Below are 21,639 nucleotides of genomic sequence, written 5' to 3'. Positions count from 1 at the left end.
AAAAATAGCTGAGTTCTAAAAAAATTTAAATTATATAAATGTTCTTGGAATAATAAAAATAATTATACAAATTACAAAAAATAATATAGTAAATGCCAATGATTGTTTAAAATCATTAGTTGTTAGTTTCTTTTCAGAATTATTTGCCAACAATTTTGCAACTAATGAAGCAATAAAAGCTAGCAGTGGATAAATTAAGATTATGCCCCAAGTACTAGTTCCCTTTCCTATGAACCTATAAAAACTCGGAATCATTATGAAAAGTGCAGCCAAGTAAATCATGAGGTTACCTTTTCCAATCCATATAAGAGCTATTGTAGCTAAAGCCAGTACAAGAAACAAAATTGTTGTTACTGTATTTATAGTAGAAATCTTGCTGACAATTTTTTCATTAACTAGTTCAAGTTTATTTATGTAATAACCTGAATTGTTAAAAGCCTCCTTGATACTGTCTGTGGTCTTAGTACTTTCTTGCCAATCGCTCACTTTAGCATTAGTAACAAAAACAGAAGTGTTTTCCACTAATTGCCCTCCCGAGAAGTATAAAGGATTAGGAACATAGTATATTGAAAAATTATAATCTTCGATTTTTTCTGTTAAATTTAGTTTAACTTCACTAACTGCTTGATATTCTTTATTGTCAATTTTACTGTAAAAATCTTTAAGTCTTAATTTTTCTTTAAATAAAGATTCATTGACTTTATCAAAATCTCCTTTTAGTTTTACATTTGAATTTTTGTAATTAATACCTTCGTCAAAGAAAATTTGCCTTGCAGGAATACCTAGTATTCTTGCAGTAGAATCTTCACCTTTGTAACTAAATTTGAGATCATATTTAATTAATTTTTGCCCTTCTCTATTAACTACAGCTCTAGTTACTCTAAAATCATCAACTCCGTCAGAATTATTAAATAAAATACCGTCAAATTCTCTGTTTACACTTGAATTTGGCCAAAGAAGAGATTCGCTAAAAAAAGCAGTAAAAGAAAAAAGTAATAATACCAAAATAAAAATTGCAAATATTACAACCTTTTTTATTCTCTCGTTCATAATAACCTCCTTATGAAAACATTTCGCTTAATCTATATAATATCACAGTATATGTATAAAATAAACTAAAATTTTAGTTATTTAACCTATAACAATACAATTCGTATATATATAAGTATTTCCATAAATAATATATACTCTAGTGTACTAAAAATTAACTGAAAAGAATCTAATAATTTTTTAGCTCATTCATTTATACATACCTATTTGAAAATATATTAAAATCTAACTAAATTAAAAAAATTTGGAATACTACCAACAAATAAATTGTAGATATTCCAAATTTTTTATTTTTTTATCTATATGCTAATATAATTTTGTTAATGATTGAATTAATTTAAAATATAAAAAATTTTAATTCATTTTTTATTTTTAAATTATTTTTCTACTTTCATAAATTTATTATTAGCAAAGTCATCTAATTGAAGCTTTTGAAACCCACCATAAACCTCATTTGCAAGCTCATCATAAACTCCTTTGCCAACTAAAAATTCATATATTTCGTTGGCCTTATCTACTACATCAATGTCCTCAAATTTATCTGGATAACATGTTTTACCTACAAAATAAGCATCTGCAAGTGCAGTATCGTAGTTAATTTGACACCAAATAAACGGGAGCTGTGCATAGACTTTATCATTTTTAAATGCATTTAAATTTTCAAAATACTGTGGATTTTTATTATATTCTTCTTGTATTAATGAAATACTTGCAAGATCAATAAAAATAAATTCTGGACTCCATTCAATTAATTTCTCTTTATCAACTTCTACTAAACCATCTTTTTCTGTTTTAACAACATTTTTTACATTCACTGCATCAAATAGTTGATAATTGCCGCGTGTTCCTTCTATGCCATGTGCCCCTTTATAAGCAAGTCCTCCAGCATATGCTGTTTTTACTTCTTCCTCAGGAATATCTTTAGTTCTTTGATATAAATCTTCTTTTATAGATTCCATATAGTTTACAACTTCTTCAGCTCTTTTTTCTTTTCCAATAGATTTTCCAATAATTCTAATAGATTCGTATGTTTTTTCATCAAACATTGTATCTCGTCCACCATCTAATGCAATCACTGGGCATCCAACTTGCTCTTGTATTTTATCATAATCAGATGCATCTTTTTTATTTGATACAAAAAATACATCTGGTTTTTCAAGTAAGACTTCTTCGTAATTTTCTATATTATTATTACCGCTAAAAGTTTTTATTTCAGCTATATCTGGATTGGCTAGAGCATAAGGTCTACCATCAAGATGTTGTTCTCTAGGGGAAACTCCAACTACATTATTTGTTCCATTTACATATGTATATAATCGAGCTGGAAGTGGATTTTCTAATACAACCCTTTCAGCAATTTTAGGAAGTGTGACTTCTCTTCCTACTGAATCTATTATAGTAATCATCTCTTCTCTTTGCGCTAACTCTTGAGATTTATTTGAATTAACATTTTCTGCATTTTTATTATTCTGACAACCAACTAATAATATTAAACTAACAAATGTTAAAAATATAATTTTTTTAATTTTCATATAATCTTCCTTCCTAATTTAGTATTTATATTCTTTAATTAAAATGTATAAAAATAATGGTGCTCCTAAAAATGAAGTTATAACTCCTACAGGCAAAATTATTGGAGAAAACAAGGTTCTAGCAACAGTATCTGAAATCAGTAATATCAATGACCCTAAGAGAGCGGAGCTTGGTATTAAAAATCTATGATCATTACCAATTAATCTTCGTGAAATTTGTGGTGAAATAAGTCCAACAAAACTAATGATACCTAAGAATGCAACTGACACGGATATCAATATAGATGCAAAGAACATACCCCCCAATCTTATCCTTTGAGTATTGACTCCAAGTACTTTGGCATTATCATCCCCATTGATTAGTGCATTATAATCCCATGAACGAAACATAAAATATATAAATGAAATTAAAAGTAAAAAACCAATAATAAATATCTCTTTCCAATTTGCACGTCCAAGACTTCCAAAGCTCCAAAATACTGCAGTAGCAACATGTGTGGAATCGGCAAAGTACTGCAAAAAGGTTGTCCCTGCACCGAATAAAGATGAGATTGCAACTCCAGCAAGAATTATCACTTGTGGACTAAAGTTTTTTATTTTTGAAATGGCTATTACTATTGCTATAGCAGTTAGCGAAAAAATAAAAGCACAAATTGTGACAATATAAGGCGACATTATATAAACTGCATCACCTTGCGCAGAATGAAATGAACCTCCACCAAGAACAATAATACCAAAATTAGCTCCAAAAGCAGCTGCACTTGTTACTCCGATAGTAGAAGGAGATGCCAGGGGGTTTTTAAGATTGTTTTGCATAATACATCCAGATATACCTAGAGCTGCACCAGCAAATATACTCGCAATTATCCTTGGTAGTCTGATGTTGTAGATGACAATATTTAAACTGCTATCCTCACTCTTTTTTAAAAGAACTTGTAAAATTGTTTTTAAATCAATATCCGCTACTCCTGTACTTAATGCGAAGTACATTGCAAATATAACTAAAAATGATAATATCAATATAAATATTATTTTCTTTAACTGATATTTAGAATATTCCAAATGATTATTGTTCAATTTTCACCTCCCAATTATCTATCTGATAGGTATGACAACTTTATTGTTTCTGAAGTCTATTATTTCTAATTCACAGTCATAAAGTTTGCTTAGATTCTCTTTGGTCAGAACTTCTATTCCACCTTTTTTGAATATTGTCTTATCTTTTAAAAGTACAAAATAATCGCTATATTTTAGAGCTAAGTTTATATCGTGAATTGCAATAATTGAAAGTATACCTTTGTCTTTGCAATATTTGACAATATATTCCATGACTTCTATTTGATTTTTTAAATCAAGTGCTGAAGTAGGTTCGTCAAGCAAAAGTATCCTAGGTTCTTGTACCAATGCACGAGCAATAATTACTTTTTGAAGTTGCCCTCCTGAGAGCTGGTTTAACTTTTTAAGTGTTATATCATTAAGATTGAGATAATCTATCACTTCGTCGACTACCTTATAATCAACTTCTGTAGGAAAATATTTAATATATGGTTTTCTACCAATCAAAATACTGTCATAAACGACACTGCTATTTGCTGCATCGTTTTGAGAAACATAGGCTAAAGTTTTTGCTCTCGTATTATTAGATAAACTACTTACTTCTGTATCTTTGACATATATAACACCATCATCTGGCGTCAATATACTTGCGATATTTTTTAATAAAGTTGATTTTCCACATCCATTAGTCCCCATCAAAGCACAGACATTTTTATTACTTAATTCTAAATTAATCTCTGATAAAATCTTATCTCTGTAAGAAAAATCTAAATCTTTAATGGTTAAAATATTGTCATTTAACATTATCGTTACTTTCTGGGTTTAGCCACTCCACATAAGGCTTAATATCAAGAACAGGAGTGCCATTTAGCATATCAACACCTTCTATAGTTATAGATTTTTCATCTAAATCAATAATCTTACATATTGAAAGACCTATTGGATTTGGCCTATTCGGTGATCTTGTGGCAAATATTCCTTTCGTTCCATTTGTATGTTTATGATTGATAATCAGTGGCGTATTTTTAGGTGATTTATGAAAAGCAAAAATTATCACTATATAATTTCCAATTTCTAAATTGTAGAGTGCATCTCTGTAATCTTTTTTGATTTCTATGATTGCTGTTTCATTAGAAAGTACACTTTGTCTTGGTATATCTTCTCTCTTCTCATATGGAGAATTAATATACCCCACTGGTTTCATAATAATTTCCATTTTTACCTCCTATTCTAGGTCCTCATAAAGTTTTTGTCGAACTTCATATATACTGATATCATTGTCAGAAGCTAATTTTGATAAATCATCATATTCGTATTTCTTTCTTAAAACACCATATCCAGATGATTTTTTTAAATTTATAAAACCAAATTCGGTTTTTACATTTTCTATTTCCCTATCTAAAATGTATCTTTTTGTTTCTATCTCCCTAATTCCAATAGTAGTGGTATGTTTGAAAATTAATTTAATAAGGTCCTCTCTATCTTTATCGGTACACATAACTCTGATTAAATTTCCTGGTCTAGATTTTTTCATAATTATTGGAATTATATATACTTCTTTTGCACCACCTTCAAAAAATTTATCCATAGCATAGCTAATCTCTTCACCTGTCATATCATCTACATTACAAGACAATTCATAAACAATATCACTTTGGCTCTCACTTTCAGCTAAAAATGATCTTAGAGTATTCATAACTTCAAAATCTTTTGTTCCCATACCATATCCGATTTTTTTAATACTTAAAGGCGGCATATGTTTAAATTCGGAAACAAAATATTTCAAAAGAGCTGCCCCTGTAGGTGTGCACAATTCACTCTCAATTCTTCCGCTATATATAGGAATATCTTTTAATATATATGCAGTCGCAGGTGCCGGCACAGGTAAAATACCATGTGCACATTTAACATATCCACTACCTACATTTATTGGCGATGCAATAATTTTATCAACTTGGAGCGTATCAAGTAAAAAACATACAGCTGTAATATCAGCTATTGCATCCATTGACCCAACTTCATGAAAATGTATCTCTGAAACATCTATATCGTGAGATATACTTTCAGCTTCAGCGATGAGGTTATATACTGAAAGAACATCCTTTTTTACTTTTTCTGAAATATTTAAATTATTTAAAATGTGAGTAATTTCTTTCATCCCTCTGTGAACATGATGATGTTTATGATGTGAATGTTCATGATTTCCATGGTGGTGATGCTCATTGTGACAATACTCATGGTGATGATGAGTATGAGCGTGATGAGAATGGACATGTTCATCTTCATGTTTATGTTTGTGGTGTGAATGCTCATGATTACTTTCTGATTTTATATCATAATCGCAAACCTCTTCTTCTTGTCCATGCACTTTTACTGTCACACTAGTGCCTTTAATTCCACTTTTAATTGAATCTTTAACTTCAAATTTTACTCCAACAATGCCAAGATTATTAAGTTTTTCTACCATTTCATTTTTATTAGAAAAAAGTTCCAATAAAGTCGCCGTGAACATATCTCCAGCAGCACCCATAGAACAATCTAAATATAAAGTTTTCATCATTTTGCCTCCATGTGATTAATCATATTAGCCATATAAGCGGCCCCAAATCCATTGTCAATATTTACAACACTAACTCCACTTGCACAAGAATTTAACATGGAAAGAAGAGCCGCCACTCCTCCAAATGCTGCCCCATACCCTACACTAGTGGGTACAGCAATAACTGGTGCATCCACAAGACCTCCAATTACGCTAGCAAGTGCACCTTCCATGCCAGCAATTGCAATAACAACACTTGCGTCTGCAAGCTCATCAATATGAGCTAGTAGTCTGTGAAGTCCTGCAACTCCCACATCATATAATCTCAAAACATCATTGCCTAAAAATTCAGCAGTTAGTGCCGCCTCTTCTGCCACAGGAATATCACTGGTTCCGCCAGTTGCAACAATAATCTTGCCAAGACCAGAAGGCTTTTCTATTTCTCCATAAATAGCAATCTTTGCATTTTCATAATATTTAATGTCATAAATTTTTTTAATTTCTCGAGCTGAATCTTCATCTAAACGAGTAATAAGAATTGAATTTTGATTATTATCTAACATGGTTTTTATAATTTCAATAATTTGTTTATATGTTTTGCCAGCTCCATATATCACTTCGCTAGTTCCAGTTCTTAATTTTCTATGAAAATCAATTTTTGCAAAATCAATATCTTTAAAAGGTTTTGTCTTTAAAGCATGCAAAGCAGTTTCTACCGACATATCACCTTTTTTTACTAATTCAAGTATCTCCTTTTCATTCACCTTTGCGCACCTCCAAATCTAAAACTATATTTTTATAATATTTAGATAACTCTTCTAAAATATCTTTTCTAAGTTCCAAAACTTTTTCTAATTCATTTTCTAAAACTTGAATCTTTGCACCATCAGAGATATTTCTAACTCTAAAATCTGTAAAACCTTTGCTCCTCAAATAATCTTCAGCTTTTTCTGTTCTTAAAAGTATTTCCTTTGATATTGTAGTATTAGTCATTACTCTAGTAGCTAAACAAGAATAAGAGGGTTTGCTCCATGTTGGAAGATCGGCTACTTTAGATAAAGCTCTTATATTTTCTTTAGTCAGTTTACATTCTCTAAGAGGTGATAAAACTTGTAATTCTTCTTTTGCTTTCATGCCTGGTCTATCTTCGTATGAATCAGAATAATTTGTTCCGTCTAATAGCACATCAAAACCATCTTTTTTAGCCTCTTTAAGAATAGTCCCAAAAATTTCTTGTTTGCAATAGTAACATCTATCATATGGATTTGTCGCTATCTCTTCTTTATCTAAAACATCAATTTTTAAAATTTTCATATTAGCATTTAACTCTTCAGCCAAATTAATGGCATCTTGAAATTCAAATTCGGGTTGAAAATCACTCTTTACATAATAAGCCATTGCATCAACATTATTTTTAATTGCAGAATAAAGTAAATATGATGAATCTACTCCACCAGAAAAAGCAATAGCAACCTTATTATATTTCGCAAAAAAATCTTTTAAATCCATATAAAAACTCCTAATAAATCAAATATTTACAAAAAAATAAAGGTACACTTTCCCTCATAGAAACAGCATACCTTCATAGTATAATTAAAAAATGCACTTAAATTTTAAACAACGAGTTCTCTCGCAAATTTTTACTTCATGTAAAAATTATAAATTCAAATGCTATAAAATTTTTTCAACTTCATCAACAGCTTGCTCAATTAGTTTTTTAAGTGAATAATCATTAACACCAACAATTATATTATCGTCATGTAAAAATGGAATTAGAATTCTTTTTGCTCTAGATAAGCTAACTGCTTCTGCCATTTTTGCAGAAATTTCTCCATATAGGGAATTAACGAGCAAAATACCTATTGGACCAACAATAACATCGGCATTAGCACAATTAACAACAACTGCATTCTCTCCAGTTGCAGCAACTTTAGCTCCAGCTTTTAACATATTAGAAGTAGCTATACTATTAGTACCAACTGCAATAATATCCAAATTTTCGTGCTTACTCTTTAACGCTTGAATTAATTGTCTACCAAGCCCGCCACCTTGAGCATCAATGACTAATATCCTCAAATTATCATCCACTCTCTATGTAATATTTATTATAATATTATAACATGAAAAAAGGAGAAGATGTTTTTAGATTTAAAAATTAAACCATACTCAACTAAATTCACCAAAAATGTCTATTATTAAAATGATATTTGAAAAATCAATATTAAACGTAAAAATTAAAGGAAGTTTAGCTTTATATTAATATTTTTAAATTATCCTCTACTTATACTAGTTTTTAATTAAAATAGACTTATCAAAGTTAAATAAAAAATAAAATTGGGACATCATCTTACCTATAAGCAGTAGTCCCAATTTTTTAATATGATTTTGTATACATTTTTAGTTCAAATATTATCTTTAAACATTTTATCACATTTCAGTAATTTATTTTATAAGCGTACCAGTTTTTCCTTCTAATCCTTCTAATGCTTTTTCGAGTGATGTTATCAAAGCAGTTTTATTATTTCCTGATTTTACAAATCCAAGTGCTGCTTCTACTTTTGGTTTCATTGAACCTTCTGCGAATTCTTTTGCTTCGATATATTTTTCAGTTTCTTCTACAGTCATTTCACTAAGCCATTCTTCTTCGGGCGTACCAAATTTTATTGCAACTTTTTCGACAGCTGTAAGTATTATCAATGTATCTGCATCTACAAGTTCTGCAAGTTTTGCCGTTGTAAAATCTTTATCTATTACTGCGGGGACTCCTACATATTCTCCATCTTCTAAAATTACAGGTATCCCCCCACCACCTGCTGCTATGACAATAGTTCCATTATTATATAAAAGTTCTACAGAATTTTTTTCTATTATATCAATTGGTTTTGGTGAAGGTACTACTCTTCGGTATCCTCTTCCTGCATCTTCTTTAAATACTACTCCATTTATAGTTAGTTTTGCTGCTTCTTCTTTTGTGTAAAAACTTCCAATTGGTTTTGTAGGATTGGAAAAAGCAGGATCATTATTGTCAACTAAAACTTGTGTGACCAATGATACTACGTCAACACTTATATTTCTCTTTGCTAATTCATTTTCTATTGAATTTTGCAGATGATATCCTATATAACCTTGACTCATAGCTCCACACTCAGGAAAAGGCATAATTGGAGTATTCGCTTCAGATTTTGATGCTACATCCATTGCCAAATTTATCATGCCAACTTGTGGACCATTGCCATGTGATATTATAACTTTATTTCCTTGACTGACTAAATCAACTATTGATTTTGCGGTCTTTTTAACAGCATTTTTTTGTTCTTCTGGTGTACTTCCAAGTGCATTTCCTCCCAGAGCTAAAACTATTTTTTTAATAAAAATCCCTCCTAACTATTTAATGCCCTATCTACATTTCTTATAAAATCTTGTACATTAGTTACCATAGATACTGCAGTTACCGTTCCTCTATCAGATAATTTATTAACGGCAAATTCTTGTATGTCAATTGTATACATATATACTGGTCTAACTTCTCCATCGAATTGGTTATATGACGGTGTCATATTTCCTGTTGCTATCGTAAATAATATTGCTGACATCATGATAATTGTAGAAGTCTTTCTTGCATGACTTCTCATAATATTTTGTGCTTCGTAAACATCATTTATTGTTTCTGGAAGACCAAGTCTATCTCTTATTGTGCCGGAAAGTACAAATGGAACATCCATCTCAACACAAGCTTTAATAAAACCATCTTTTACAAGACCAGATTCTACTAGTGCTTTTGTGGAACCGTATTTTCTAGCTAGATTTATAGTTTCAAATAAATTTCTTGTTGTATTCTGTTCTTTTTCAAAATGTTCTTGTCCCCAAGAGGTGTTAAATAGTCCTCTTTCCAAATCAAATGCTGCAGTCTCTGTACCACAGAATATTGCTTGAACATATCCATTTTTAATTAATCTCGCTAGTGCATTTCTTGAATCTCTATCAAGGGATAGTGCTGAACCTATGATCAATGTTACATAACCATTATTTTCTTTTTCATGTTTTAAAACTTCATATAGAGTGTCATAGTCAATTGAAAATGCAGTTTCACGAGAACGCCCTGATCTGAATGCAAAAGTATCTTTGCTTTCATCAGCTGCTAAGAAACCACGTGTCCAAACATAAATGCCCTCAGAAGCATCTTCTGTACGCCCTATAACAACTTTATTGCCTTTTTTTAGATTTCTAAATTCTACAATATCTACACTCTCTTCTCCAGGTGTATCATTAACTACACATACAGTATCCATTCTTGACTCTACTGCTAGCACCCATTTGCCATTAATCTTAAAATATTCAGGATATACAGAAAGTGCATGATAGTTTCTTGGACTTATACCATCTACTTCTACTTCTTTTACTGTAACATTTGGAGCTGCTTTCAAAAAGTCTTGTTCAAAATCAGGATGATGATATTTTGGCATTTCAAATTTCATTTTAAATATCCCCCTTACTTTGTTTTTCTGTATGTTTTTCAACTTCTATATATTCTTCTTCTGGTAGTTTCATCTCTTCTGCAAATACCTTATCAGCAGGAGTTATAAGTGCTCTTTCACAATTTACTACAAAGTCTTGTACATTAGTTACCATAGGCACGAATGCCATTAATTCTCTTGTAGCGCCAACTTTATTTACAACATTTTCAGTTACATCTATTGAATACATATATACTGGTGTAGCTTTCCCATCTTTTCTAATTCTATAACTAGAAGCCATGTTCGCTACTGATAGTGAATGAAGCATTGTCGCTATACAAATTATAAGCGTTGCTTTGTCCAATTCTTTTTTAGTTTCAGTAAGGGCTTTTTCTGTATCGCCTATAACTTCAGGTAGCGGCCCGTCATCTCTTATTGAGCCAGATAGCACAAAAGGAATATCCATATCTGAGAGTGTTTTTATAATCCCATCTTTTACATTACCTGATGCTATGAAGTTTTTAATAGAGCCTGCACTTCTTACCTCGTTTAAAAGGTCTAGATGATTGTAGTGGCCCATTGGAACATTTTCTTGAGTATATATATTTTGACCCAATGCAGTTTGCAAAAATCCTCCTTCAAGGTCATGCGTACACATTGCATTGCCCCCAAGTAAGCAATCAATATATCCATTTTCAGCAAGTTTATTTAAAGAGTTTCTAGTATCATAATCAAAAACAACACTAGGTCCAAGAACCCAAACTATATAACCATCTTCGCTGTCCCTTTCATGTTGCATAAGCTCAAATAAATAATCATAGTCTCGTGAAAAAGAAGTCTCAACTGCTTTACCAGGAGTTGAATAAATCCAATCAGGAAATCCATCTTTATAAATTAATATTCCGCTATCTAAATCTCCCTTAGTTGATAACACAACTTCTTCACCTTTTTTTAGTTCTCTAATTTCTTTAACAATTATTTCTCCGTCAATTAAAACTGCAACACAATTTAATGAGTTATGTTCTGGGAAAAGCCACTGTCCATTCTTTTTATAAAAAGTAGGCATATGGGTAGTTAAATAAAAATCATCAGGTGCCACACCGTCTTTTTCTACTTTACCTAATTTAATATCAGGTGCTTTCTTATATTTTTCTTCTGAAAAATCTGGCCAAACAAATTCTGGTATTTGAAATTCCATTTTTACCTCCAATTCTAATCATCTTCTGTCAACTCAAGTTTACCATCTTCAAATGTAAATGTAAGTTTTAATAATCTATTCGACTGTATTTCTAAAATTTTCTTGCTTAATATTAAATATATTTCTTGTTCTATAAATTTTTTAATATCATAAACATCCATATTATGTTTAACCACATAGTCGGTCATTTCTTTTAAAAATCCAGCTTTATATTTTAAATTTACACGAGAATCCTTTAAATCTTTCGACAATTTTTCTAAATTAATTCTAATTAATTTATTTGTCGAATCTTCATCTAATTCTTTGATATAAAAAACATAATCTACTTTCTTTTCTATTCCTGATATATTATCTCCTAAATCCTTATTATTTTCTATATTAGTAGTCAATAAAATAATAGTATTTTTTAAATCTATATCTCTACCTTTATTGTCTTTAAGTTTTCCTTCACTTATTATTTGTAGAATTAGGCTTTGTATTTCTTTGTGAGCTTTTTCAATATTATTAAAAACAATTACACTATAAGGTTTTGTCCTCAGACTTTCTGTTAAAACTCCACCTACTTCATAACCTACATATCCTGGTGGAGCACCTATAAGTTTTGTAATAGAAGACTTTTCTCCAAATTCTCCCATCTCAAATCTTATGAGACTTCTATCCCCATCAAATAAATATTTTGCGATTAACTCTGCCACATAACTTTTACCAGTATCCTTTCCTCCAATCAAGAAACTTCCAATAGGTTTAGTTCTATTGAATATTCCACTTTCAGAAATTAGATATGTATTTAGAATTTTTTCAATCATATCATCTCCACCGGCAAAGTCTGATTTCATCTTGTCTTTAATTTCATCGAGTTTTTCAAGTTTATTAAGTTGTAGTTTCACCTTAGGCATTCCAGATAATTTTGATACAATATCTTTAACTTCACTACTTGTAACTTTCATATTTAATGGATAGTAAGACTTTTTTATATTTAAATTGTTAATCTTTTCTACTACAATTTTTTTTGACAAAATATAATCATCTAGCTTTTCAAGATTATGTTCACCCTTGGCAAGTTCTATTTCACTTTCTATCTCTTCTAATTCTTTTTCGTAAATCAGGATATCTTTTTGTCTTTCTCTTTCAAGTTCATATAACTTAGTCTTGCTATTTAGAGTATCTTGAAGTTTTTCTATTTGCTTTTCTTTTTCCAGAATAATCTCTTTAGTGATACTATCATTTTCTTCTTTTAGAGCAATTCTTTCCATTTCTAACTGAATAATTCTACGATTTAGATTGTCTAATTCCTCAGGAAGCCTGTCCCTCGACATCCTAGTTAATGCAGCAGCTTCATCAATTACATCTATAGCCACATCTGGTAATTTTCTATAACTCAAAAACCTCTTTGAAAGTTTTACAGCATCGACAAGCGCAGCATCGGTAATTTTAATCATATGATGTTTTTCGTATTTAGATTTAATGCCTCGAAGTATTGCTATTGTTGTGTCAACAGATGGTTCTTCTACTAATATTTTTTGAAATCTCCTATCGAGTGCACTATCTTTTTCGATATACTTTTTGTATTCTTCTATAGTTGTAGCACCAATAGTTAAAATTTCGCCTCGTGCAAGCATTGGTTTTAAAATATTAGCAGTATCCATTGAGCCAGAAGTATTGCCAGCTCCAATTATATTGTGAATTTCATCTATGAATAAAATTATTTTTCCTTCTGACTCTTTAATAGTTTTCAAAATTCTCTTGAGCCTATCTTCAAAATCTCCTCGATATTTTGTACCAGCAACTAAAGATGTCATATCTAATGAGAATACAATTCTACCTTTTAAATTATCAGCCACATCACCTTTTACTATTCTAGTGACTATACCTTCGACTATTGCAGTTTTACCTACTCCCGCTTCTCCAATTAAAATTGGATTATTTTTAATTCTTCTAGATAAAATTCTTATAGCACTTCTTGTCTCTTCCTCTCTACCTATAACTGGATCAAGTTTACCTTCTAGTGCTTCTTTGGTTAGATTTCTGCCATATTTTTCGAGACTTAATAGTGTTTCTTTGGCAACTGTATCCATAAAACTTTCATTAAATTTTTGTGAAATATATTGCATAAAATCTTCAAAGCTTATGCCATATAAATTTGCAAGTTTTGCACTTGCCATATCTTTATCTCTTAATAATGCTAGGAAAAGATGTTCGATATAGATTAAATCTTCAAATAAATTTCTCGAAATTTCCTCGGATATTAACAAAACTTTTTGATAATTTCTACTCACATACAAACTAGATATGCCTTTTAGACTTTTTAATTTTTTAACTGCATTTTCAGCATCATCTTTTATTTTTTGGTAATTGATATCTTGTTTTTTCAAATATCCTTTTATATATTTATCTTCACTAATTAATATAGAATAAAAAAGATGTAACTCAGTCACCTCAGAGTTATTATTTCTGATGGCAATTTTACTTGCCATATTTATAACTTCAATTGCAGATTGTGAGTATTTTGTAATATCCATTATGCTAGTAACCCCCAAATTAAATGAGCCGCAACTCCTGCTCCTATCCCACCAATTGTATGAAATAGTATTGCATATCCTGTCATTTCTTTTGTATCTAATGCATCCATCATAGCTATGTGAGTTGACAAATAACCGCTCCAACACATACATATTGAAGTGAATACCGCTATATCATTTCCTCCAATTAAATTTTTAGAAGCCATATCTGCCACCATACCAATTGCAGCACCACTACTTCCAAGTGCAGTTATTGGTACAGCAATACCTTGATTTGTACTAAAACCAAAAAGTGGTGTCAATATAAAGCTGAGTTTTTCTCCAATAAGAGGTAAAATTGCAATTCCTTGATTTGCTGAACCATCATAAACTCCGCTTGGTCCTGCTCCATTTGTGAGTAAAAGTACAATGGTACAAATTAAGCAAACCCCAGGTATTATGGCAATACCCATATCAACACCGATTTTGCCCCCATCAAGTAAAGATTGTATAAATCTTGAACCAATTGAGCCTTCTCTTACTAATCTGTGACCAACAGGTAAATGTGATTTAGAGCTACATTCTACCATTTCTTCTGTACCGTAATATTTTTTAGTCTTTGTTATCATAAGCCTAACAGAAATAATACTGCCTATAATAGCTCCCAAAAGTCCAACAAAAGCTCCTTTTATCGCTCCTTCAACAGGAAGAGACATCATAGAAGTTACTGTGATAAGCCCCATACCAAAAGCTGTTGCCAAATTTGTCAGTGCAGGCATTTGATATTTTTTAAAATATTTTCTAAAGTTATCATCATAAGCTAATGTAAGTATTGCAGGATTGTCAGACATAAAACAATTTAACATACCCAATGAACTTGCACCAGGCAAATCGTATATTGGCTTCATAAATACAGACAAAGCTCTATTAATCAGTGCTATTACACCAAATTCAGAAAATACAGCCGAAATTCCTCCTGCCAAAACCGCTACTGCCATTAGATAGAAACAAACATTCATCAGCAAGTCATAGGCGGTATTCATCATTGTTTTTATCATATTTGTACCGCCCATGATTTTGCCAATATAAATGAAAATTCCCAAAAATACTATTATAAAAATTGGAGCTTCTAGACCAATTTCTTTTTTAAATGTATTTTGTTTTTTCAAAATTATTTATCCCTTTCCTTTAATTTAATGTCAAATCTAAGATTATCTTTTTGCTCCGGGATAATATTTTGGATCTTTGAAAAATTCATCTACTAATTCTTTCAATTCTCCACTTAATATTATCATTCCAACCATATTAGTAAAAACTACAAGACCAAGGGTTGCATCTAAAAATACACCTGCATTTTCAAATGAAACAAATCCACCTAGCACTACCATACCACAAGCTATAAATCGAACAACTTTACCTACAGCAGTACCGAATAAATATTCCCCTTGTTTTTCTGCATAAAATACTATAACTATAATAGTAGATAAAACGAACAAGAACAAACTAATGGCAATTATGGCAGTTCCAACTTGACCAAAAGCAGTATTAAAAGCTCTCTCTACTCCAATATCTTGCATTTCTGGATTTTTATATAAATCAGTAACAAGTACCATTAGTGCAGATATTGTACAAACAATAATAGTATCTGCAATAACTTCAAAAATTCCCCACATACCTTGTCTACAAGGATGATCTGTAACTGCAGTTGCATGTGCATATGGAGCTGAACCCATTCCCGCTTCATTAGAATAACAGCCTCTAGCTGCACCAGCTCTTATAAGTTGAGAAATACCAGCACCAGCTGCTCCACCAACTATTGCTTTTGGATTAAATGCTCCAACAAATATCATTCTAAAAGCCTCTGGAACTTTATCTATGTGCATAAAAATTATGATGAGGCCAGCAGCAATATAAATTGCAGCCATCAAAGGAACCATTTTTTCTGTTACTTGTGCAATTCTTTTAATCCCACCATAAGCAACCAAAACAACTAAAACAGCGATTACAACTGATGAAACTATTCTAGATAATCCAAGTTGTTCAAGAGGAGCAGCTGCTGAAATCGTTTGTAAGGTTATAGATGGTAAAATCTCTAACATGAAGAAGAAAGAAACCAAAAATCCCATTATTTTTCCAAGAGTTCCACCAATACCCTTTTTAAAAGTATAAGCAGGCCCCCCAACGAATTCTCCATCTTCATTTTTTTCACGATATTTAATCCCTAAAACTATTTCTCCAAATTTAGTAGCTTGACCAATTAAAGCTGCTATCCACATCCAGAAAATCGCCCCAGGACCTGCCGTAAATATAATTGAAGGTGCTACTACAATATTTGCTGCACCAATTGATGAGGCAAGTGCTGCTGTTGCTGCTTGGAAAGGACTGACTGAACCTTCTCCTCCAACTTCAGAAGAGAACATCTTACCAAAAGTTTGTTTTAAAATAAAAGGTAGATATCTCAATTGTACAAATCCTGTCCTAACGCAGATTAATAATCCACCACCAAGTAAAACTATAAGTATTGGCCATCCCCAAAATGCATTAGTAATTTTAACTATTTGTTCTATTAAATATTCCATAAAATACCCCTTTATTATTTATTAATACTAAGGGAAGCCTTTTAAGCTTCCCTAGTATAAAGGTTAAATAATAATTTTGTTAGCAAAGCGTGGCATAAATAACGGCTTTTATTGTATGCATTCTATTTTCAGCTTGATCAAATACTAGCGATTGTTTTGATTCAAAAACTTCATCTGTTACTTCCATTTCTTCTAAGCCAAATTTTTCAAAAATTTCTTGTCCAACTTTAGTCTTTGTGTCGTGGAAAGATGGTAAACAATGAAGGAAAATAGCTTCTTTATTTGCATTGTCCATTGCTTTCTTATTAATTTGATAATCTTTAAGAAGAGAGATTCTCTTTTCCCAAATTTCAGCAGGTTCTCCCATTGAAACCCAAATATCAGTATAAAGAACATCTGCGTCTTTCGTTCCTTCATTTACATCAGAAGTTAAAGTAATTGTACAGTTGTGTTCTTCTGCTAATTCTTTAGCCATATCTACAAGTTTCTCTTCTGGGAACAATTCTTCAGGAGCACAAGCTACAAAGTTAACGCCAAGTTTAGCACACACAATCATAAGTGAATTTGCAACATTGTTACGTGCATCTCCCATGTATACGAATTTTAAACCTTTTAAATATCCAAAATGCTCTTCAATAGTAAGCATATCCGCAAGCATTTGAGTAGGATGCCATTCGTCAGTTAAACCATTCCAAACTGGAACTCCTGCATATTTTCCTAGTTCTTCAACTGTTTCTTGACTAAAGCCACGATATTCAATACCATCAAACATCCTTCCAAGTACTCTCGCTGTATCAGGAATTGATTCTTTGTGTCCCATTTGAGAACCAGCTGGATCTAGATAAGTTACTCCCATTCCTAAGTCACTACCTGCTACTTCAAAAGAACATCTAGTTCTAGTTGATGTCTTTTCGAATAATAGCGCAATATTTTTTCCTTCGAGATATCTGTGAGGAATACCAGCACGTTTCATTGATTTAAAGTTCTTAGAAAGTTCTATTAAATAACGAATCTCTTCTGAACTGAAATCAATTAACTTTAAAAAATTTTTACCTCTTATATTTTGTGCCATTTTATCACTCCTTAATATTTTACATTGGCCAATTACCTTCTTATAGTATACCAAAAAATAAAAAACAATTGAGACAGAATATATATCTTTTGAGGTAAATGATTTCATCATTATAAAAAAATCAATATTAAATTCTAAACTAATGACTATATTGCCACTACGTTATTATAAAATCCATAAAATATAGTGTAATATATTAATGCAAACAATTTCTTATTTTTCTTAAATTTTTTATACAATTTATTATTAACTACTATTAAATAAAAAATGTTATAAATTGATATCTGAAACTAAAAGTTATTTAAATTTACTTTGTTAAATATTCTACAAATTGCCAAAAATCCGTAAACTTAATAATATTAAATGCGATTTTATTTTATTATTAAAACAATAAAATAAAAAAGAGAGATAAAAATTTAAATCTTTATCTCTCTGCTGTTTATAATATTTTGACATTTTTAACTAATTCTAGAAAAATATATGTGCAAAAACCACTATAATAGGAAGTGTTATAATAGTTCTTTCTAAGAATAATATAAATAAATCAAGTAAAGTTACAGGCAAATTTGTACCAAGTATAACTGCTCCTGTTTCTGACATATATAACAATTGAGTTACTGAAACTGCAGCAATAATAAATTGTGTCATAGGATTTGCTATTTCTGCTGCAAGTATAGATGGCACAACCATATCTGCAAAGCCAACTACCATTGTAGCACTAGCTGCTTCAGCTTCTGGGACTTGTAAAAGTTTTAGTAGTGGTAAGAAAGGCTTGCCCATAATATCAAAGAAAGGAGTTGCTTCTGAAACTACAAGAGCAAGAGTACCTGCTGCCATAATAATTGGAATAACACCTAGCCAAAGACCTAAAACAGTCTTTACTCCACTTGTCAAATATTCCTTAATGCCTCCATTTTCCTCTGCTTTTTTTACTGCTAATTGTAAACCCCACTCATGTTTAGTAAAACCTTCTGGAATTGCTTCAGGCATAGCTTTTTGTTGATTATTCATATATACATCTTTTTTTGATGAAAGAGGATAAATTCTCGGAAGTATTAAAGCCGCTACAATTCCTGCCACACCTACAGCTAGATAAAATGGTCCAAAATAATTTGTCATTCCAACATTTTCTAAAACTACTAGACAAAAAGTTATAGATACAGCAGAAAATGTTGTAGAAATTACAGCTGCTTCTCTGGCTGTGTAGTAACCTTCTTCATATTGTTTATTTGTGAGAGTAACACCAATTGTACCATCACCAATCCAAGATGCAACACAGTCAATTGCGGATCTACCTGGCAAGTTGAATACAGGTCGCATAATCGAAGTTAAAAATACGCCAATGTATTCCAAAAGTCCAAATTCTGTCAAGAATGGTAGTATAAATCCTGCCACCAAAAATATAGTAAATAATCCACAAATTAAATCATAAAGTATAAGTCCACCAGTATCAGGACTATAAATAATCTCTGGTCCAATTTCAAAAGCTGTCATAAAGCCTATTACTAAACCAACAATTCTTGCAAATAACCAAAAATTAGAAATATCAGATACTTCTTTTAACAATTCGTTATTTTCAATCCATGAAGGTTTTGCTATTTTATAAATAATAGCTAAGCTACATGATATTACAATACAAATTAGTACCAAAATATAAATAGGCACAACAGATTCTACGCCTGCATTAATACCCTTTGATATAACTGAAACCATTATTGTCGAGGCTCCATCTTTTTTAAATGGTGTCATTAACAATAGAACACCCAAAATAGATGGTATAAGAAATCTTAATATTCTTGAAGTTGTAATCTTTTCCTTTTTAATATTGTCCAATTAAATACACCTTCCTTTTAAAATGCATAGGTTAAATATCTTCTCTCCACAAAGGCATAGACATACATCTTGGGCCTCCTCTACCTCTTGACAGCTCACTTGAAGGCATAACATGTAATTTAATTCCATACTCTTCTAATAATTTATTGGTAACATTATTTCTAGAATATACCACAACCTCTCCCGGAGCAATGGCAAGAGTATTTGCACCATCATTCCATTGTTCTCTTGCACCTGCAATTGGATCATCTCCACCACAGCGGATTAAAGTAACTTTTTCTATTCCGAGGGCTTCTGCTAATACCTTATCTAATTCCATAGTTTCTTGTTTAATATCAATACTTCCATCTTCTGATTTTGTAAGTGAGTAAACAGTAAGTGGTCCTTCAATTTCAGGATGAATAGTAAATTTATCATAATCAACCATAGTAAACACTGTATCTAAATGCATAAAAGCTCTTTTATTAGGAATTTTCAATGCTAAAATTTTCTTAAATGATTCATTATTCTCAAAAATTCTTTCGGCTAATTTTTCTATAGATGAAGCATCGGTCCTCTGCGAAATACCAATAGCTAAAACTTCTTTTGAAAGAACTAATTCATCTCCACCTTCAATTGCAGTACTATCATCTCTATCATACCACATAGGAATGTCAGCATCTTTAAATCTTGGATGATATTTCAAAATATATTTTGCAAAAATTGTTTCTCTTTGCCTCGTAACATTTCTCATTTTGTTTAAAGATACACCGTGACCGATATTTGCCGCTGGATCTCTTGTAAAGTATAAGTTTGGCATAGCATCAACAATAAAAGGATTATCAGATTCTACCATATCACATAGACTTGTCTTTTTAAATTCTGGAAGTTCACTTTTTTTAATACCTTCCATCATCTTTAATACCATATTAAAATTAGTATCAATATTCATAAGTAATTCTTTAACTAGTCTTCTCCTAGTTGAACCCTCGATATTTGCCTCTTGAATAAATTCATCAACAAATTTGTTTTTTATTTCATCTGATGTAATACATTCTGCCGCAAGTTCTTCTAAATATAGAACTTCAACTCCATTATCTTTTAATATTTTTGCAAAAGCATCATGTTCTTCAATTGCGATATCTAAAAAGGGGATATCATCAAATAAAAGTCTATCTAAAGAATCTGGTGTTAAATTTTCAATTTCTTTTCCAGGTCGATGTAACATTACTGTCTTTAATTTGCCTATTTCAGAATAAACATTTAAGGCTTTCTGTTTGCTCATTTTATCTTCTTCCTTTCTTATATTTATGCCTCAAAGCACATTAGAATAAAAATTTTCGTACTTAGACTACCTAAAATATAAATATTTGTGGTACTCTTCTTTTTATAGTATAACATTTAAAAAAATGATAAAGAGACAAATTTTATGTTTTTTAAGGTAAATGATTTCACGATTATGAAATTGTATTTACATTTACAAACTTCAAGAGTATAATTATGTGTTAAGTTGGACAGTTATTCTAAATAATAAAAATATATGTTTGAAATTTAAAATATGTTTACGATGTCATTTTTCTACTTTTGTTATTGTATCATGTTTTTTTATATAAATGTAGTTAAATAATATATTTTATAAATTTCTATAATGACAAATATATTTATTCTAACCCCAATTAATATGTTATAATATAAGCATTAAAGATAACGTTATCTTTAATGCTAATTTTACATATATATTAAATCATCAAATGCTATACAAATTTTAAGTTTTGTATATAGAATATTCTTTTCTTAATTATAAATAAAAATCAGAAGCGTTTCTATAATATATTTTACAATTAATTTT

At 30.6% G+C, this 21,639-nt stretch carries 18 protein-coding genes; all 18 read right to left on the bottom strand.

Features of this window, described 5'->3' with window-relative positions; genetic code table 11:
- Positions 1 to 30: 30 nt before the first annotated feature.
- Positions 31 to 1,050: a hypothetical protein gene (locus ABID14_RS05415; RefSeq protein WP_354367937.1), complete on the bottom strand. Its 1,020-nt coding sequence runs from the start codon at positions 1,048 to 1,050 to the stop codon at positions 31 to 33.
- 377 nt (positions 1,051 to 1,427) lie between these two features.
- Positions 1,428 to 2,582: an iron ABC transporter substrate-binding protein gene (locus tag ABID14_RS05410; protein ID WP_354367935.1), complete on the bottom strand. Its 1,155-nt coding sequence runs from the start codon at positions 2,580 to 2,582 to the stop codon at positions 1,428 to 1,430.
- A gap of 18 nt (positions 2,583 to 2,600) precedes the next feature.
- Positions 2,601 to 3,659, bottom strand: coding sequence for a FecCD family ABC transporter permease (locus tag ABID14_RS05405; protein WP_354367933.1), 1,059 nt, complete (start codon positions 3,657 to 3,659; stop codon positions 2,601 to 2,603).
- A gap of 18 nt (positions 3,660 to 3,677) precedes the next feature.
- Positions 3,678 to 4,442 carry an ABC transporter ATP-binding protein gene (locus ABID14_RS05400; RefSeq protein ID WP_354367931.1) on the bottom strand — a complete coding sequence of 255 codons (765 nt, stop codon included), beginning with the start codon at positions 4,440 to 4,442 and terminating at the stop codon, positions 3,678 to 3,680.
- Complete coding sequence (gene tsaA / locus ABID14_RS05395) at positions 4,432 to 4,854, bottom strand: tRNA (N6-threonylcarbamoyladenosine(37)-N6)-methyltransferase TrmO (protein ID WP_354367929.1); 423 nt, start codon at positions 4,852 to 4,854, stop codon at positions 4,432 to 4,434. Before tsaA ends, ABID14_RS05400 begins: the two co-directional genes overlap by 11 nt.
- A gap of 9 nt (positions 4,855 to 4,863) precedes the next feature.
- A complete protein-coding gene (gene larC / locus ABID14_RS05390) occupies positions 4,864 to 6,198 on the bottom strand; it encodes a nickel pincer cofactor biosynthesis protein LarC (protein WP_354367927.1) in 1,335 nt (444 codons plus the stop codon).
- Positions 6,195 to 6,941: a nickel pincer cofactor biosynthesis protein LarB gene (gene larB, locus ABID14_RS05385; protein WP_354367925.1), complete on the bottom strand. Its 747-nt coding sequence runs from the start codon at positions 6,939 to 6,941 to the stop codon at positions 6,195 to 6,197. Before larB ends, larC begins: the two co-directional genes overlap by 4 nt.
- On the bottom strand, positions 6,934 to 7,686 hold the full coding sequence (gene larE / locus ABID14_RS05380) for an ATP-dependent sacrificial sulfur transferase LarE (protein ID WP_354367923.1): 753 nt from the start codon (positions 7,684 to 7,686) through the stop codon (positions 6,934 to 6,936). The genes larB and larE overlap by 8 nt, the downstream gene beginning before the upstream one ends.
- A 162-nt stretch (positions 7,687 to 7,848) precedes the next feature.
- Positions 7,849 to 8,253, bottom strand: a complete 405-nt coding sequence (locus ABID14_RS05375; RefSeq protein ID WP_354367921.1) for a DUF3842 family protein — start codon at positions 8,251 to 8,253, stop codon at positions 7,849 to 7,851.
- Positions 8,254 to 8,619: 366 nt separating this feature from the next.
- On the bottom strand, positions 8,620 to 9,546 hold the full coding sequence (gene arcC / locus ABID14_RS05370; protein ID WP_354368106.1) for a carbamate kinase: 927 nt from the start codon (positions 9,544 to 9,546) through the stop codon (positions 8,620 to 8,622).
- An 11-nt stretch (positions 9,547 to 9,557) separates the two neighbouring features.
- Complete coding sequence (locus tag ABID14_RS05365) at positions 9,558 to 10,652, bottom strand: putative NPN-dependent ornithine cyclodeaminase (RefSeq protein WP_354367919.1); 1,095 nt, start codon at positions 10,650 to 10,652, stop codon at positions 9,558 to 9,560.
- Between the two features lies 1 nt (position 10,653).
- A complete protein-coding gene (locus ABID14_RS05360) occupies positions 10,654 to 11,829 on the bottom strand; it encodes an ornithine cyclodeaminase family domain (RefSeq protein ID WP_354367917.1) in 1,176 nt (391 codons plus the stop codon).
- 14 nt (positions 11,830 to 11,843) lie between these two features.
- Entirely contained in the window at positions 11,844 to 14,348 is a 2,505-nt protein-coding gene (locus ABID14_RS05355; RefSeq protein ID WP_354367915.1) for an ATP-dependent Clp protease ATP-binding subunit, read from the bottom strand.
- On the bottom strand, positions 14,348 to 15,496 hold the full coding sequence (locus ABID14_RS05350; RefSeq protein ID WP_354367913.1) for a CD0519/CD1768 family membrane protein: 1,149 nt from the start codon (positions 15,494 to 15,496) through the stop codon (positions 14,348 to 14,350). The genes ABID14_RS05355 and ABID14_RS05350 overlap by 1 nt, the downstream gene beginning before the upstream one ends.
- A gap of 42 nt (positions 15,497 to 15,538) precedes the next feature.
- Positions 15,539 to 16,906, bottom strand: coding sequence for an alanine/glycine:cation symporter family protein (locus tag ABID14_RS05345; protein ID WP_354367911.1), 1,368 nt, complete (start codon positions 16,904 to 16,906; stop codon positions 15,539 to 15,541).
- A 79-nt stretch (positions 16,907 to 16,985) separates the two neighbouring features.
- The gene (gene argF / locus ABID14_RS05340) at positions 16,986 to 17,978 is read right to left on the bottom strand and encodes an ornithine carbamoyltransferase (RefSeq protein WP_354367909.1); all 993 of its coding nucleotides are present in this window, start codon (positions 17,976 to 17,978) and stop codon (positions 16,986 to 16,988) included.
- Positions 17,979 to 18,446: 468 nt separating this feature from the next.
- Positions 18,447 to 19,811 carry a YjiH family protein gene (locus tag ABID14_RS05335; RefSeq protein WP_354367907.1) on the bottom strand — a complete coding sequence of 455 codons (1,365 nt, stop codon included), beginning with the start codon at positions 19,809 to 19,811 and terminating at the stop codon, positions 18,447 to 18,449.
- A gap of 31 nt (positions 19,812 to 19,842) precedes the next feature.
- Entirely contained in the window at positions 19,843 to 21,075 is a 1,233-nt protein-coding gene (arcA, locus tag ABID14_RS05330; RefSeq protein WP_354367905.1) for an arginine deiminase, read from the bottom strand.
- Between the last annotated feature and the right edge of the window lie 564 nt (positions 21,076 to 21,639).

The sequence above is a fragment of the Peptoniphilus olsenii genome, assembly GCF_040545475.1.
Classification (GTDB): Bacteria; Bacillota; Clostridia; order Tissierellales; family Peptoniphilaceae; genus Peptoniphilus_A; species Peptoniphilus_A olsenii.
The sequence above is the reverse complement of the archived record's forward strand: the minus strand, read 5'-3'. Positions and strand labels throughout refer to the sequence as shown.